Raw genomic sequence first — 16,481 nt, 5'->3', positions numbered from 1 at the left:
GAGGATCACTCTCATGTTCCTCAAACGTTTAGACGTGATAGGATTCAAATCTTTTGCACAGCGAGTGACCGTGGACTTTGTCAAAGGTGTCACAGCTGTTGTTGGACCTAACGGAAGCGGCAAAAGTAATATTACCGATGCCATCCGCTGGGTACTTGGAGAACAATCAGCGAAAAGCCTCCGCGGAGGAAAAATGGAAGACATCATTTTTGCAGGAAGTGACTCAAGAAAAAGAGTCAACCTAGCAGAGGTGACTTTAACGTTAGATAACGAAGATCACTTTTTACCGATCGATTTTCACGAAGTCAGTGTAACAAGAAGGGTGTATCGTTCAGGAGAAAGTGAATTTCTCATAAACAATCAATCTGTCCGCTTAAAAGATATTATTGATCTCTTCATGGATTCAGGACTTGGTAAGGAAGCCTTTTCTATCATCAGTCAAGGAAAAGTAGAGGAAATTCTATCGAGTAAGGCAGAAGAGAGAAGAAGTATCTTTGAAGAAGCGGCTGGTGTCTTGAAATATAAAACAAGAAAGAAAAAAGCCGAGAATAAACTGTTTGAAACGCAGGACAATTTAAACCGAGTGGAAGATATTCTGCATGAACTAGAAGATCAAGTAGAACCATTAAGAATGCAAGCATCTATTGCAAAGGACTATTTGCATAAAAAAGAAGAGCTTGAAAATGTAGAAATTGCACTCACCGTTCATGATATCGAAGCACTTCACGAAAAATGGACAACACTTGGAGAAGCTGTCGAGCGGTTCAAACAAGATGAAATGAAGCAGTCCACAGACATTCAAGCAAAAGAAGCCAAAATCGAAGAGTCGAGAGACCGAATTCAGGCGCTGGACGAATCCATTAATGACCTGCATGAAGTTCTTCTGTTCACAAGTGAGGAATTAGAAAAGCTTGAAGGAAAAAAAGAAGTTCTAAAAGAACGTAAAAAAAATGCAGCCGCCAACCAAGGACAGCTGGAAGAAACGCTCGTTCGCTTAACTGAAAAGCAGGCGCTGTTAACCGAAAAGATTGAACAGCAGAAAATCACGCGGGACAGTCTGCAAAAAGAAGTGCAGCAGCTAAAAGATGAAGTGAACACAAAACAGCATCAACTATCACTTCATAGTGAAGACGTGGAAGGTCAAATTGAACAGCTGAAAAGCGATTATTTTGATCTGCTAAATGAACAGGCTTCAATCCGCAATGAACGTAAATTACTAGAAGAGCAGCAGCGCCAGGCGGCCATGCAGCTAGAGCGTCTAACGCAAAATAACCAGAAACATATCGAAGAACGTGTGTCTGTCAAAGAAAAGAAAACGGAAGCTGAGCAGCAGCTAAAAGAGCTAGAAGAAGACATTTTGACTCAGGTGAAACGCTTTAGAGAGGCGGAACAAAAGCTTGAGCAAATGAAGCGTCAATACGAAAAAAAAGAAACGGCTCTTTATCAAGCCTATCAATATGTTCAGCAGGCAAAATCAAAAAAAGAGATGCTTGAATCCATGCAGGAAGACTTCTCAGGCTTTTTCCAAGGAGTGAAAGAGGTCTTAAAGGCAAAGGACCGGTTAGGCGGTATTCACGGTGCCATTGCAGAGCTGATCCAAACAGATCAGCAGCATGAGACAGCGATTGAAATTGCGCTAGGCGCAGCAACGCAGCACGTAGTCACGGAAAATGAAGCAGCTGCGAGACAAGCTATTGGATACTTAAAGCAGCATTCCTTTGGACGTGCGACCTTCCTGCCAATGAACGTGATCAAAGAAAGAACCATTCAGTTCAGAGACGTCCAAACAGCTGAGCAGCATGCAGCATTTATCGGCGTAGCGAGTAATCTCGTTTCCTTTGATGAAAAGTACCAAAAGGTCATTCAGAACTTGCTTGGAACCGTCTTGATTGTCAGAGATTTAAAAGGCGCCAATGAACTGGCTAAAATGCTCGGACATCGTTATCGCATCGTGACCCTTGAGGGGGATGTCGTCAACCCAGGTGGTTCAATGACTGGGGGCGGCGTGAAGAAAAAGAGCAACTCCCTCCTTTCAAGGAATCGAGAGATCGAAACATTGACGAAGCAGCTCGTTGATATGGAAGAAAAAACAACGATCCTTGAAAAAGAGACAAAAGAAACGAAGCAATCGATTGCAGCAAGTGAAACCCAATTAAATGAACTGCGTCAGCGCGGTGAGACGCTTCGAGAAAAGCAACAAGAGCTCAAAGGAAAACTATACGAACTGCAAGTAGCAGAAAAAAATATAAACGCTCATCTAGAGATCTATGATCAAGAAAAAGAAGAATTGCAGCAGCGCTCTATTGGACTTGCGAGCAAGGACAAAGAGCAGGTAACATTTGAAGCCTCTATAGGTGAGAAACTGGTAGCTCTTGATGAAGAGATCAATACTTTAACAAAGCGTAAGCAGACCCAAAGCTCAACGAAAGAAACCATTTCTGCGGAATTAACAGAGCTGAAAATCTCATTTGCGAAAAAAGAGCAGTCTTTATCTAATGAACAAGAGAAGCTTTCGATCTTGATGGCTGAATTGGAAGAGGCAGAACAGACGCTGATTGAAACAAAAGAAGATCTGTCACTCTTAACAAGTGAAATGTCATCTAGCTCAAGCGGAGCAGAACAGCTGGAAGAAGCTGCAAAAGAAAAGCTTGAAAATAAAAATAAAACGACAGCACTCATTTCAGAGCGCCGCAAACAGCGACTGGCTCTTTCGGAAACATTAGAATTTGCTGAACGTGAACTCAAAGAGCAAAAACGTCTTTACAAGCAGCTCACCACAAGCTTAAAAGATGAAGAGATCAAGCTTGGCCGCATGGAGGTTGAACTCGATAACCTTATCGCCTATTTGAACGAAGAATATGCTCTTTCGTTTGAAGGAGCAAAAGAAATGTACCATCTGACACTCTTGCCAGATGAAGCAAGAAAACGAGTGAAATTGATCAAACTAGCCATTGAAGAACTTGGAACAGTGAACTTAGGCAGTATTGATGAGTATGAACGCGTGAATGAACGTTATCTTTTCCTAACAGAACAGCGAAATGATCTGACAGAAGCGAAAAATACGTTATTCCAAGTCATCGAAGAAATGGATCAAGAAATGACGAAGCGTTTTTCTGAGACATTCTCTCAAATCCGTGGGCATTTTGAATCTGTTTTCCAAGCATTATTTGGCGGGGGAAGAGCCGACCTGAAGCTGACAGATCCAAACGATTTACTAAACTCTGGAGTTGATATTGTCGCGCAGCCGCCAGGGAAAAAATTGCAAAACCTAAGCCTGCTTTCAGGCGGAGAGAGAGCACTAACAGCGATCGCTCTACTATTCTCCATCTTAAAAGTCAGACCTGTTCCATTCTGCGTGTTAGACGAAGTAGAAGCGGCGCTTGATGAAGCCAATGTCTTCCGTTTTGCACAATATTTAAAGAAATACAGCCAAGAAACGCAGTTCATTGTCATTACGCACCGTAAAGGAACAATGGAAGAAGCAGATGTCCTGTATGGTGTCACAATGCAGGAGTCAGGCGTCTCCAAACTTGTATCCGTCAAGCTAGAAGAAACGAAAGAGCTTGTCCAGTAATTAAAGGAGGTCTATGAACCAATGAGCTTTTTTAAGAAATTAAAAGAAAAATTTACGCAGCAAACCGATTCAGTATCAGAAAAGTTTAAAGATGGACTTGAAAAAACGAGAAATTCATTCCAAGGGAAAGTAAATGAACTGATTTCTCGCTATCGTAAGGTCGACGAAGACTTTTTTGAAGAACTAGAAGAAGTTCTTATCGGCGCTGATGTCGGTTTCACGACTGTGATGGAACTGATTGATGAGCTGAAAAAAGAAGTGAAATTAAGAAACATTCAAGACCCAAGTGAAGTACAGGTGGTCATCTCTGAAAAGCTTGTTGACATCTACAATAGCGGAGAGGAACAAATCTCTGCGCTGAACATTGAAGACGGGCGTTTAAATATCATTTTATTTGTGGGCGTCAACGGCGTTGGGAAAACAACGACCATTGGTAAGCTTGCAAACAAGCTGAAAAATGAAGGGAAATCCGTCATATTAGCAGCAGGAGATACGTTTCGTGCCGGTGCCATTGAGCAACTTGAAGTATGGGGAGAGCGGTCAGGCGTCCCTGTCGTCAAACAGACGGCGGGCTCTGATCCAGCAGCGGTTATCTTTGATGCCGTTCAGTCAGCAAAAGCGAAAAATGCGGATGTCCTTATCTGCGATACAGCTGGAAGACTTCAAAATAAAGTCAACTTGATGAAAGAGCTGGAGAAGGTCAAAAGAGTTATTGAACGCGAAGTCCCATTTGCCCCGCACGAAGTACTGCTTGCCCTTGATGCAACAACGGGTCAAAACGCCATGGCACAAGCGAAGGAATTTTCTAAAGCGACAAATGTGACAGGGATTGCCTTAACAAAGCTTGACGGGACTGCAAAAGGCGGAATTGTGCTTGCGATTCGAAATGAACTGAACATCCCGGTGAAGCTTGTCGGTTTAGGTGAAAAGATAGACGATCTACAAGAGTTCGATGCAGAATCATATGTGTATGGTTTATTTTCAGACGTGATTGATCAAGAAGACTAACAAAAAAATGCCGGCAAAGTTGCTGGCATTTTTATTTATACGCCGCCTCATGAAGTGACAAGATAAAAACTTGACACACAGGAGAGAACCGTGTAAACTTAGTTGATGTAAAGGGAATGAACTTAACAAAGGGGAGAGAGCCCATGACGCTTGAAAAAACAACGAGAATGAACTACTTGTTTGACTTCTATCAATCGTTGTTGACCGCAAAGCAGAAGAGCTACATGTCGCTTTACTACCTAGACGATTTTTCCCTCGGTGAAATTGCGGATGAATATGAAGTATCAAGACAGGCTGTTTATGATAATATTAAACGGACTGAAGCGATGCTTGAACAATATGAAGAAAAGCTGCTCTTGTTTAAGAAATTTAAAGAGCGTAAAGAACTTCTCAATAAAATGAGAGAGCTTGTAGCAGATTCCGCGCAAAAGGAAGAAGCAGAAGCTTTAATTGAATCGCTTGAGAAATTAGATTAGGAGGCGGCACAGTATGGCATTTGAAGGATTAGCCGACCGACTGCAGCAGACGATTTCAAAAATCCGCGGCAAAGGAAAAGTGTCAGAGCAAGATGTAAAAGAAATGATGCGCGAGGTACGCCTTGCCCTTCTTGAAGCTGACGTCAATTTTAAAGTAGTCAAAGACTTTGTGAAAAAAGTAAGCGAGCGGGCAGTTGGACAAGAGGTCATGACAAGCCTTACCCCTGGACAACAGGTCATTAAAGTTGTAAAAGAAGAACTCACTGAATTAATGGGCGGGGAAGAGAGTAAAATCGCTGTAGCGAAAAAATCTCCAACAGTCATTATGATGGTCGGTCTTCAAGGGGCAGGTAAAACGACCACAACTGGGAAACTTGCCAATTTACTTCGCAAAAAACATAATCGCAAGCCGATGATGGTGGCTGCAGATATTTACAGACCGGCAGCGATCCAGCAGCTGCAGACACTTGGGAAACAGCTTGATATGCCAGTGTTTTCATTAGGTGATCAAGTAAGTCCTGTCGAAATTGCCAAACAGGCAATTGAAAAAGCGAAAGAAGAACACCACGATTATGTCATTTTAGATACAGCAGGGCGTCTTCATATCGATGAGGAATTGATGGATGAACTTCAGAAAGTAAAAGAAGTAGCAAATCCAGAAGAAATTTTCCTTGTTGTTGACTCTATGACAGGTCAAGATGCTGTCAATGTAGCAAAAAGCTTTAATGAACAGCTTGGCTTAACAGGTGTCGTTCTAACGAAACTAGACGGTGATACAAGAGGCGGAGCAGCACTTTCGATTCGTGCTGTCACAAATACGCCGATTAAATTCGCTGCACTAGGAGAAAAGCTTGATGCGATTGAACCATTCCACCCGGAGCGGATGGCATCAAGAATTCTTGGTATGGGAGATGTGCTCACACTTATTGAAAAAGCACAGGCAAACGTCGACCAAGATAAGGCGAAAGAGCTTGAACAAAAAATGCGGACCATGAGCTTCACGCTCGACGATTTCCTCGAGCAGCTTGGCCAAGTTCGTAATATGGGTCCACTTGATGAACTAATTCAAATGATGCCGGGTGCCGGTAAAATGAAAGGGCTCAAAAACGTCCAAGTAGACGAAAAGCAGCTCAATCACATCGAAGCGATTATTAAATCAATGACGACCGAGGAAAAAGAACAGCCAGAGGTCATCAATGCAAGCCGAAGAAAACGGATTGCAAAAGGAAGCGGAACATCTGTACAGGAAGTCAATCGCCTTTTAAAGCAATTTGATGAAATGAAAAAGATGATGAAGCAAATGACCAACATGTCCAAAGGGAAGAAAAAAGGCTTTAAATTACCATTTATGTAATTGGTTACACATGATAAAACCGTTGTTAAGAAAAAACACTTTACAAACCCTTTTATCATTGTTAATATACTATCTTGTTGAAATATTTTCGGAGGTGCTAGTAAAATGGCAGTAAAAATTCGTTTAAAACGTATGGGATCAAAAAGATCTCCTTTCTATCGTATTGTTGTAGCAGATTCTCGTTCACCACGTGACGGTCGTTTCATCGAAACAGTTGGAACTTACAACCCAGTGGTATCACCAGCTGAGGTGAAAATCAACGAAGAATTAGCGCTTAAATGGCTTCAAAATGGTGCGAAACCATCTGATACAGTTCGCAACCTTTTCTCAAACCAAGGAATTCTTGAAAAATTTCATAATGCGAAAAACAGCAAATAATGAATGAGCTGTCCTTGGAAGAATTGATTGTGTCCATCGTCGAGCCACTTGTTGATTTCCCTGAAGATATTCACGTATCTTCATTAAAGAAAGATGAGCAGGTGATTTACACACTGTCTGTCAATGCCGAAGATACCGGAAAAGTGATCGGAAAGCAGGGGCGTACAGCAAAAGCGATACGAACAGTCATATTTGCAGCAAGTGCAGAGTCTTCTAAGAAAGTTCAACTTGAGATTGCTGACTAAAAAGGGAGAGGGCTTAGGACCTCCCCTTTTTTTACACGTTTAAATCTATTTTTCGTTATACTGTAGAGGACAAATGCCTTCGGATAGGGGGACAAAAAGGAAGATGCAGATCATTCAACATGTCACCGTGATGCAAGTATTAACTGAAAGCAGTAAGGACAAACTGTTAACGACTTTTTTGGAGAAAAAAGAAAGACTAGAACGTGAGTGCAATCAGCTATATTTCCAACTAAAAAAACATGAAAAAGAACCACATCAGCAAGACGCCATCCCTCAATTTCAAAAAGCCATTGATAAAAGGCAAGAGAAAATGAGACAAATTGATTTTCAAGTGGAGCAGCTACATATCTTGCCGCTTGGAAGTGAAATGAAAGAAACAGAAGTGGATGCGCTGGTTGAAGTGAAAATAGGTGATAAATGGGATGACAAAATGCAAGATAATGTCATCGTCGTGAAAGACGGCACCATTGTTGAAATACGTCAGGGGTGATTAGAACATGGAGCTAGATTGGTTGAATGTCGGAAAGATCGTCAATACACACGGAGTGCGCGGTGAAGTGCGCGTTGTGTCAAAGACCGATTTCCCGGAAGAGCGCTACAAAAAAGGAAGCGTCCTCTATATTTTTAAACAAGGTCAAAAGGATTCGCTGAAAGTTACTGTAGCATCACATAGACAGCATAAGCAGTTTGATTTGCTCACATTTGAAGAAATAGGTTCATTAAATGAAGCAGAGCAACTGAAAGAATCGATCTTAAAAGTAGAAAAAGAACATCTCGGTTCATTAGATGAAGGAGAGTTTTATTTCCATCAAATCATTGGCTGCGAAGTATACGATGAGCAGGACAAACTCATCGGTCAAATCAAAGAGATTTTAACGCCAGGGGCAAACGATGTTTGGGTCGTTGAAAGAAAAGGAAAAAAGGATGCTCTCATTCCTTATATTCCATCTGTCGTCAAAAAAATCGATATCTCATCCAAAACAATACACATTGAAGTGATGGAAGGACTCATTGACGAATGAAAATTGACTTTTTAACGCTTTTTCCTGAAATGTTCGAGGGAGTGCTACACTCATCGATTTTAAAAAAAGCACAGGAGAAAGAAGCTGTCTCATTTCATGTTGTCAATTTTAGAGAGTATTCGGATCATAAGCATAAAACAGTGGATGACTATCCGTATGGCGGCGGTGCTGGCATGGTACTGAAAGCACAGCCTGTATTTGATGCGGTAGAAGATTTGACGAATAAAGCAAGCAAAAAGCCCCGGATCATTCTTGTCTGTCCTCAAGGGGAAAGATATACACAAAAGAAGGCAGAAGAGCTTGCAAAAGAAGAGCACCTTATGTTCATTTGCGGCCACTATGAAGGCTACGATGAGCGCATCAGGGAGCATCTTGTCACAGATGAAATTTCAATTGGAGATTTCGTTCTCACAGGCGGAGAGCTGCCGGCGATGATGATTGCAGACAGTGTGGTCAGGCTTTTGCCTCATGTGCTTGGAAAAGAAGCGTCTCACATCGAAGATTCATTTAGTACAGGTCTGCTTGAACACCCGCACTATACAAGACCAGCTGATTATAAAGGGCTAAAAGTGCCGGATGTGCTCCTCTCTGGAAATCATGCGAAAATTGAGGAGTGGCGGCGTAAAGAATCCTTGAAGCGAACCTATACAAGACGGCCAGACTTGATCGATTCATGCAAAACTTTAACGAATGAAGAAAAAAGATGGCTTTGGCAGCTTCATAATGACTAGATTGTATTGCACACGGTATAGAGGTATGGTATGATACTACTTGTGACTTGGACGGCTTGCCGATTCAAGTTTGAAAACGATGTTCCGCTGCAATGAAGAAAGAGGACATGAGCATCTGTTGGAAGGAGTTGAAAACGATGCAACATTTGATTGAAGAAATCACAAAAGAACAATTACGCACTGATCTTCCTGCGTTCCGTCCTGGTGACACTTTACGTGTACACGTTAAAGTTGTCGAGGGTACTCGTGAGCGTATCCAGATCTTTGAAGGTGTTGTAATTAAGCGTCGTGGTGGTGGAATCAGCGAAACTTTCACAGTTCGTAAGATTTCTTACGGTGTAGGCGTTGAGCGTACATTCCCTGTACACACACCAAAAATCGCTAACATCGAAGTTGTACGTCACGGTAAGGTACGTCGTGCGAAACTGTACTACCTACGTGAACTTCGCGGTAAAGCGGCTCGTATCAAAGAAATCAGACGATAATGATATCAAAGGAAAGAGCTTGTTACCTGTAACAGGCTCTTTTTTTGTACAATGTATATAGATAACTGATAGAAGAGAGAAGGTGCACCTATGACGATTCAATGGTTTCCGGGCCATATGGCAAAAGCTAGACGTCAAGTCACAGAAAAATTAAAGCTCATCGACATTGTATTTGAATTAACAGATGCAAGAATTCCGATGTCCTCTAGAAACCCAATGATTGAAGAAATCCTTCAAAACAAACCTAAAATCATGCTCTTAAACAAAGCAGATAAAGCAGATCCTCGTATGACAAAGGAGTGGCAGGCGCATTTTGAGCAGCAAGGCGTTCGGTCACTTGCCATTAACTCTGTTGATGGACAAGGGTTAAATCAGATCATCACGACTTCAAAAGAAATCTTAAAAGAAAAATTCGACCGCATGAAAGCAAAAGGTGTCAAGCCGCGTGCGATTCGAGCGCTGATTATCGGGATTCCCAATGTTGGGAAATCGACCTTGATCAATCGTTTAGCAAAAAAGAACATCGCCAAAACAGGAGATCGACCTGGTATTACCACATCACAGCAATGGGTGAAGGTAGGGAAAGAACTAGAACTGCTCGATACCCCTGGAATCCTCTGGCCAAAATTTGAAGATGAGCAAGTAGGACTCAGGCTAGCGGTTACTGGAGCGATCAAAGATTCAATCATCAACTTACAGGATGTCGCCGTGTATGCACTGCGTTTTCTAGAAGAGAACTATCCAGAGCGATTAAAAAAACGCTATGACCTGGCAGATATACCTGAAGATACGGTTGAGCTGTTTGATGCAATTGGCACAAAGCGCGGCTGTCTGATGAGCGGAGGATTCATTAATTACGACAAAACCACCGAAATCATTATTCGGGATATTCGAACTGAAAAATTTGGTCCCCTCACTTTTGAGAAGCCTGAAAGCTAAAAGACACGCAGCTCATGCGGGTCTTTATTTTTTGTGAAAAACTGCCGATATAAAGAAGGAGGCTGCGAAAAGCCTATGTACACCGTGAAACAAATAAAAGAATTGATAGAAAAGCATTCGCACGACGAGTCATACATCCGTGAGCTTGTAAAAGATGACACAAGAAAAAGTGTCCAAAAGCTTATAGAAAAGTGGCACAAAGAGAGAGAAAAACAGCAAGAACTTCGTGCAGCATGGAATCAAATGCTGCAATTTGAAAACCAAGCAAAGGCGCAAGGATACACGTGTATTGCAGGTATAGATGAAGCTGGAAGAGGTCCGCTGGCAGGCCCGGTTGTCGCAGCAGCTGTTATATTAAAAGAAGAAACAGTCCTGCTTGGTTTAAACGACTCAAAGCAACTATCTGAGAAAAAAAGATTGGCTTATTATGATTTGATTCAAGAAAAAGCACTTGATATCGGAATCGGCATTGTTGATGCGGCGACGATTGATGAAATCAATATTTACGAAGCATCAAGACTGGCGATGGTGAGAGCTGTGGAGCAGTTAACTCATACACCGGATTATCTACTCATAGATGCAATGACACTTCCGCTTCCTACTCACCAGGAGAATATCATCAAAGGAGATGCAAAAAGTGCATCCATCGCAGCTGGTGCATGTATTGCGAAAGTGACAAGGGATCAGATGATGGAGGAGTATGGGCGCCAATACCCTGAGTACCAGTTTGAAAAACATAAAGGGTACGGAACGAAAGAGCATCTGGCTGCCATTCAAAAGCATGGTGCTACCCCAATCCATCGATTATCGTTTGCACCAGTGAAATCCGTTATTTCATAAATTTTTGACACAAGGAGGCTGCCTGTGATGACAAGAGTTGAAGACATACATACAGCACTGAATAGCCGGTTAAATACGGTAGAATCTGTTCCATTAAACACCGAAGGAAAGGAAAATATGCACCGACTGATTCTCGGAAAAGTACTTAAAATGCTTGGAGATGATACAGCGCTTGTTCAAATAGGCACGACCAAAATAAAAGCGCAGTTAGCGGCTCAATTAAAAGCGGATGCATTCTATTGGTTCCAATTTGAACAAGAGGGTGGAGGCAGCCTCAATAAATTAAGACCCGTTCAACAATTTGATCAAGATCCCAAAACGTTAAAGGATGCAGCAGCCAAACTATTAGAAGGCCTGTCACTTAAAAATGGGATTGAAAACATATTAACGGCTACAGCCTTTTTAAAAGAAAAATCGGTCATCAATGAAGCAGAGTTAAAAACTGCAGTGAAATGGATCGAACAGTTTCAAGGAGCTGATGTCAAAAAAGGGCTGCAGGCGCTTCTGTTTGCTTTGAAGAAAGATTTACCGATCCAGCAAGGGGTTCTCCAATCGATATTAGCAGTGAAATCATCCTCTGCTCTTCATCAGGATATAACAGCGCTACTAGATCGATTAACACAGCTGCCGAAGCAATCAGATGCCACACAGGCCCTTACACAAGCCGTTCGGTCTGTCATAGATACTGAGACTACTGTTCATGCAGAGAAGCTCTTATCGGTGCTTCTAGCAGCGAAAGAAGGCCAAGCGAAGCAAGGGGGCAGTATGTCAGTGCCATATAACCTCAATCCGTCTCAGCAAACAGAAAATAGCCAAGTCTCAAACGCCCAAGGGCGTCAGACAATTTCAATCAATCAGCCTAACACGCAGCAGTTGATCAGTCCAAAGCAACTACCGATCCCACTTCAGCAAATAGAGCGCATACTGACAAGCATGACAAAGCAAGGTGCAGACGGACGGCAGCAGCCCGACTTAAAACTACTCACTTCACTGCTTCAAGGGCTCCAGCAGGCAGGATCTCAGCCTGACGCAAAGGCATCCGTGCTTCAAAAAGAATTTCCGTTCCTTTCAAAAATAGAGGCGAAAGCATTGGCTCAGGTCATTCAGCAGACTGAACCAACATTAAGCAATAAAACCGATGTGCTCGATTTACTCATGACGATGAAAAAGGCGATAGGTGTACGTGATGAAATCGGTATGCTAAAACTACTGGAAAAAGGCAGCCAGGATGTAAAAAGTCAGGAGCTTCATCAATTAAAGCTCGTCTTAAATGATGTGAAGCAGGCGGATTTACCGGATCACGTTAAAAAAGAAGTGGATCAATTGTTTCATAGATTGAATGGACAGTTATTTGTTCAGCAGGAAAACCAAACCGTCAGTCAAATGATGGTCTCCTATCCTCTTTTCTCAAAGCATAGTGTTCAAGATTTAACGTTTATTTTAAAAGGCCATAAGAAAAAAGATGGCTCTATTGATATTTCTCAGTGCCGCCTCATGTTTTACTTAAACATGGAAAACCTTGAAGAAACATTAATAGACTGTACAATTCAGCAAAAGGTCATGGCGATTACAGTTGAGACAGCCCATGAACTGCAAGGAATAATTAATCCGATGATTCCAGCTGTTCGAGAGAATTTAAATGCCTTAGGCTACAGTTTAACGGGTATTACAGCAAAGAAGAGGCAAGAGCAAATCGATCCATCTCATTTTCTAGATGAACACTTTCATAAAATCAGCGAGAAAGGGCTGGACTTACGAGTATGAAGGATTCAAAACCGCTTAGAAGAGCGGTCGCTCTACATTATGATGAAGAAAAACAAAAGGCGCCAAAAGTCATCGCAACAGGAAGCGGCTATGTGGCAGATCATATTATTGAAGAAGCAAAGAAATCAGGAGTTCCTATTCAAGAAGACCCTAATTTAGTAGAACTTATGCGCCACTTAACGCTTGATGAGGAAATACCTGAAGCGTTATACGATACTGTAGCAGAAATATTTTCCTTTATCTATAAGTTAGATCAAAAAATGAAAAAATAAGGTAAAAAAAGTGATTTGGCTGAAAAATTTATATTTTTAATAAAATAAAAGTTTGAATGTTTAGAAGGATTTTACGATTTTACATAGAACCCTAGACATTCTCTTTTTTATTCTTTAAAATGAAAGCGCAGTCTATTTTATAATTTTTGTTTCTACATATGTTGGGAGGATGGGAAATGAATATCCATGAGTACCAAGGAAAAGAAATCCTAAGAAAATATGGGGTTTCAGTTCCAAATGGTAAAGTAGCATTTACACCTGATGAAGCAGTGAAAGCATCAGAAGAGCTAAGTAGCTCTGTATATGTCGTAAAAGCACAGATTCATGCAGGCGGCCGTGGTAAAGCAGGTGGGGTAAAAATTGCAAAAACAAAAGATGAAGTGAAAGGGTTTGCAGAGGAATTGCTCGGCAAAACACTTGTCACACATCAAACAGGGCCTGAAGGGCGCGAAATAAAACGCTTACTTATTGAAGAAGGCTGCGATATTCAAAAGGAGTACTATGTTGGACTTGTTTTGGACAGAGCGACATCAAGAATTGTATTGATGGCTTCTGAAGAAGGCGGTACTGAAATTGAAGAAGTAGCAGAAAAAACGCCAGAAAAAATCGTCAAAGTGGTCATCGACCCAGCGATTGGTCTTCAAGCCTACCAGGCGAGAGAAGTAGCGTTTAAGATTAATATTCCAACAAAATTAGTTGGCCAAGCTGTTAAGTTTATGACTAGCCTTTACAACGCGTTTATCGAAAAAGATTGTTCAATTGCTGAGATTAATCCACTTGTCGTAACAGGCGATGGAAAAGTCATGGCACTTGATGCAAAATTAAACTTTGATAGCAATGCCTTATATAGACAAAAAGATATATTAGAATACCGTGACCTTGATGAAGAGGATCCGAAGGAAATTGAAGCATCTAAATATGATCTAAGCTACATTTCACTAGACGGAAATATTGGCTGTATGGTCAATGGAGCAGGTCTTGCGATGTCTACAATGGATATCATCAAGCATTACGGGGGGGACCCTGCAAACTTCCTGGATGTTGGCGGCGGTGCAACAGCTGAAAAAGTAACGGAAGCATTTAAAATCATTTTATCTGATCAAAATGTCAAAGGGATTTTCGTTAACATTTTTGGCGGCATCATGAAATGTGATGTGATCGCAGAAGGTGTAGTTGAAGCAACGAAACAAGTTGGCTTGACATTACCGCTCGTTGTACGACTTGAAGGAACAAACGTTGAATTAGGGAAGAAAATCCTGAGTGATTCAGGCTTAAATATCACTTCTGCTGAGTCTATGGCTGACGGGGCAGAAAAGATTGTATCTTTAGTCAAGTAGAGCAGAAAGGCAGGGAACCTAAATGAGTGTATTTATTAATAAAAATACGAGAGTAATTGTTCAGGGGATTACCGGTTCAACCGCATTGTTCCATACTAAACAAATGATTGAGTACGGAACAAATATTGTTGGCGGTGTCACACCTGGAAAAGGTGGAACTGAAGTAGAAGGAGTTCCTGTATTTAATACAGTATCTGAAGCCGTGCAAACAACTGGAGCAAATGCTTCTGTTATCTATGTACCAGCACCATTTGCAGCAGATGCTATTTTAGAGGCAGTTGATGCAGAGGTGGATCTAGTCATTTGTATTACTGAACATATTCCAGTACTTGATATGGTCAAAGTGAAACGGTATATGGAAGGGAAAAAGACAAGACTTGTTGGGCCAAACTGCCCTGGTGTGATTACACCTGAAGAATGTAAGATTGGCATCATGCCTGGATACATTCATAAAAAAGGTCATGTTGGAGTTGTTTCTCGTTCTGGAACGCTTACATATGAAGCGGTACATCAGCTTTCAGAGGCTGGTGTTGGTCAATCGACAGCTGTAGGAATCGGTGGAGACCCTGTAAATGGGACAAACTTTATTGATGTATTAAAAGCCTTCAATGAAGACCCTGATACGCATGCTGTCATTATGATCGGAGAAATCGGCGGTACGGCTGAAGAAGAAGCAGCTGAGTGGGTAAAAGCAAATATGACCAAACCAGTTGTAGGCTTTATTGGCGGTAAAACGGCGCCTCCAGGAAAACGCATGGGACATGCTGGTGCAATTATTTCTGGTGGTAAAGGGACAGCTGATGAAAAAGTAAAAACAATGCGTGAATGTGGAATTGAAGTGGCAGAGACTCCATCTGTCATGGGAGAAACCTTAATTAAAGTGTTAAAAGAGAAGAATCTCTTCGAAGCTTGTAAAACGCATTAATGACACAAGAAGACTTGTTCTTTGACAAGTCTTCTTCTTTCTATCTTAAACTGGAGGAATGGTATGTACAACGTGTCCGAAAGAATGATTTTTCACCGCTTAAAAGGCCTCATCTCACCCTCTTTGTTAATAAAATGGTGGAAAGTCGATCCTGAGTTATATATAAATGAAGAAACACATCATTTCAAACAGGATCGATCATTACAAACGATCGACTTTACCCGCTTAAAACAAGCTGAAGAAAATGAATTCCCCATTTTTCAACACATCGTTCAAGCCTATTTAAAGCAAAACATTCACATGATTCCCATCACATCACCCTTATATCCCAGCACACTAAAACATATTTATGATCCTCCCCCTGTGTTATTCCTAAAAGGTAACGTGTCATATTTAAATGAAGAAAAAAGTTTAGGTGTAGTAGGCACGCGTGTTCCATCGTCTTATGGAGAAGCATGTGTGAAGAAAATTGTTGGTGAACTTGTTAAGGAAGATTGGATGATTGTCAGTGGCTTAGCAAAAGGAATCGATGGACTTGCACATAAGGAGTGCATCAGAAGAAAAGGGAAAACCATAGGTGTTGTAGCAGGCGGTTTTCAGCATGTATATCCAAAGGAACATGTGCAAATGGCTCAATATATGGGAGAGCATCATTTGCTTTTGTCAGAGCATCCGCCTTATATCAAACCAGAAAAGTGGCAATTTCCAATGAGAAATCGTTTAATTAGTGCACTGACAAAAGGAACTATCGTGATTCAGTGTAAAGAAAAGAGCGGTTCGCTCATTACAGCCTACCAGGCGCTTGAGCAAGGAAAAGAAGTGTTTGCTGTGGCAGGATCAATCTTTGATCCTAATTCCACTGGTCCAGCTAGACTCATTCAACAGGGAGCAAAGCTTGTTCATTCAACGAAGGATATTTTAGAGGAATTCTCCTTCCGTGGCGTTCAATATACTGAACCCTCATAAAAATATCGTTTGACAAACGACACAGGAATATTTAATAATAGTGAGGATTTAAGTTTACACTTTGTTTTTCGTGTTTATAATGATGTTCATCATAAAGAATTTTTAACGATTGCCTGTTAGATAGGTGCAATTAACATAAATATGAATTGTGAAATGTATAAAGAG

General features: G+C 41.4%; 17 protein-coding genes. All 17 read left to right on the top strand.

Translation table 11 applies throughout. The features are described 5' to 3' along the window. Positions 1–13: 13 nt before the first annotated feature. Positions 14–3,574, top strand: a complete 3,561-nt coding sequence (gene smc, locus BA70_RS02585) for a chromosome segregation protein SMC (RefSeq protein ID WP_034317817.1) — start codon at positions 14–16, stop codon at positions 3,572–3,574. 21 nt (positions 3,575–3,595) lie between these two features. Continuing rightward, complete coding sequence (gene ftsY / locus BA70_RS02580) at positions 3,596–4,582, top strand: signal recognition particle-docking protein FtsY (protein WP_034317815.1); 987 nt, start codon at positions 3,596–3,598, stop codon at positions 4,580–4,582. 143 nt (positions 4,583–4,725) lie between these two features. Beyond that, the gene (locus BA70_RS02575; RefSeq protein ID WP_034317813.1) at positions 4,726–5,058 is read left to right on the top strand and encodes a putative DNA-binding protein; all 333 of its coding nucleotides are present in this window, start codon (positions 4,726–4,728) and stop codon (positions 5,056–5,058) included. Positions 5,059–5,071: 13 nt separating this feature from the next. Next, positions 5,072–6,412: a signal recognition particle protein gene (ffh, locus tag BA70_RS02570; protein WP_034317810.1), complete on the top strand. Its 1,341-nt coding sequence runs from the start codon at positions 5,072–5,074 to the stop codon at positions 6,410–6,412. A gap of 105 nt (positions 6,413–6,517) precedes the next feature. Beyond that, positions 6,518–6,790 carry a 30S ribosomal protein S16 gene (rpsP, locus tag BA70_RS02565; protein ID WP_034317807.1) on the top strand — a complete coding sequence of 91 codons (273 nt, stop codon included), beginning with the start codon at positions 6,518–6,520 and terminating at the stop codon, positions 6,788–6,790. Continuing rightward, on the top strand, positions 6,790–7,035 hold the full coding sequence (locus BA70_RS02560; RefSeq protein WP_034317804.1) for a KH domain-containing protein: 246 nt from the start codon (positions 6,790–6,792) through the stop codon (positions 7,033–7,035). Before rpsP ends, BA70_RS02560 begins: the two co-directional genes overlap by 1 nt. 103 nt (positions 7,036–7,138) lie before the next feature. After that, complete coding sequence (locus BA70_RS02555; RefSeq protein ID WP_034317802.1) at positions 7,139–7,525, top strand: YlqD family protein; 387 nt, start codon at positions 7,139–7,141, stop codon at positions 7,523–7,525. Positions 7,526–7,532: 7 nt separating this feature from the next. Then, positions 7,533–8,057 (top strand): ribosome maturation factor RimM, encoded by a 525-nt coding sequence (gene rimM / locus BA70_RS02550; RefSeq protein ID WP_034317799.1) that lies wholly within the window; start codon positions 7,533–7,535, stop codon positions 8,055–8,057. Continuing rightward, on the top strand, positions 8,054–8,788 hold the full coding sequence (trmD, locus tag BA70_RS02545; RefSeq protein ID WP_034317796.1) for a tRNA (guanosine(37)-N1)-methyltransferase TrmD: 735 nt from the start codon (positions 8,054–8,056) through the stop codon (positions 8,786–8,788). Before rimM ends, trmD begins: the two co-directional genes overlap by 4 nt. Positions 8,789–8,925: 137 nt before the next feature. Beyond that, a complete protein-coding gene (rplS, locus tag BA70_RS02540; protein WP_003212364.1) occupies positions 8,926–9,273 on the top strand; it encodes a 50S ribosomal protein L19 in 348 nt (115 codons plus the stop codon). Between the two features lie 90 nt (positions 9,274–9,363). After that, the gene (ylqF, locus tag BA70_RS02535) at positions 9,364–10,212 is read left to right on the top strand and encodes a ribosome biogenesis GTPase YlqF (protein WP_034317793.1); all 849 of its coding nucleotides are present in this window, start codon (positions 9,364–9,366) and stop codon (positions 10,210–10,212) included. A gap of 75 nt (positions 10,213–10,287) precedes the next feature. Further along, the gene (locus BA70_RS02530; protein WP_034317790.1) at positions 10,288–11,052 is read left to right on the top strand and encodes a ribonuclease HII; all 765 of its coding nucleotides are present in this window, start codon (positions 10,288–10,290) and stop codon (positions 11,050–11,052) included. 27 nt (positions 11,053–11,079) lie between these two features. Beyond that, the gene (locus BA70_RS02525) at positions 11,080–12,816 is read left to right on the top strand and encodes a hypothetical protein (RefSeq protein WP_034317788.1); all 1,737 of its coding nucleotides are present in this window, start codon (positions 11,080–11,082) and stop codon (positions 12,814–12,816) included. Further along, a complete protein-coding gene (locus BA70_RS02520) occupies positions 12,813–13,088 on the top strand; it encodes a FlhB-like flagellar biosynthesis protein (RefSeq protein WP_034317785.1) in 276 nt (91 codons plus the stop codon). Before BA70_RS02525 ends, BA70_RS02520 begins: the two co-directional genes overlap by 4 nt. Positions 13,089–13,264: 176 nt before the next feature. Then, positions 13,265–14,425, top strand: a complete 1,161-nt coding sequence (gene sucC / locus BA70_RS02515; protein WP_034317782.1) for an ADP-forming succinate--CoA ligase subunit beta — start codon at positions 13,265–13,267, stop codon at positions 14,423–14,425. Positions 14,426–14,447: 22 nt separating this feature from the next. Continuing rightward, positions 14,448–15,350 (top strand): succinate--CoA ligase subunit alpha, encoded by a 903-nt coding sequence (gene sucD, locus BA70_RS02510; RefSeq protein WP_003212080.1) that lies wholly within the window; start codon positions 14,448–14,450, stop codon positions 15,348–15,350. A gap of 63 nt (positions 15,351–15,413) precedes the next feature. Further along, positions 15,414–16,316, top strand: a complete 903-nt coding sequence (dprA, locus tag BA70_RS02505) for a DNA-processing protein DprA (protein WP_034317779.1) — start codon at positions 15,414–15,416, stop codon at positions 16,314–16,316. Positions 16,317–16,481 lie beyond the last annotated feature (165 nt).

It is taken from the genome of Bacillus zhangzhouensis (genome assembly GCF_000715205.1).
GTDB classification, from domain to species: domain Bacteria; phylum Bacillota; class Bacilli; order Bacillales; family Bacillaceae; genus Bacillus; species Bacillus zhangzhouensis.
The sequence above is the reverse complement of the archived record's forward strand: the minus strand, read 5'-3'. Positions and strand labels throughout refer to the sequence as shown.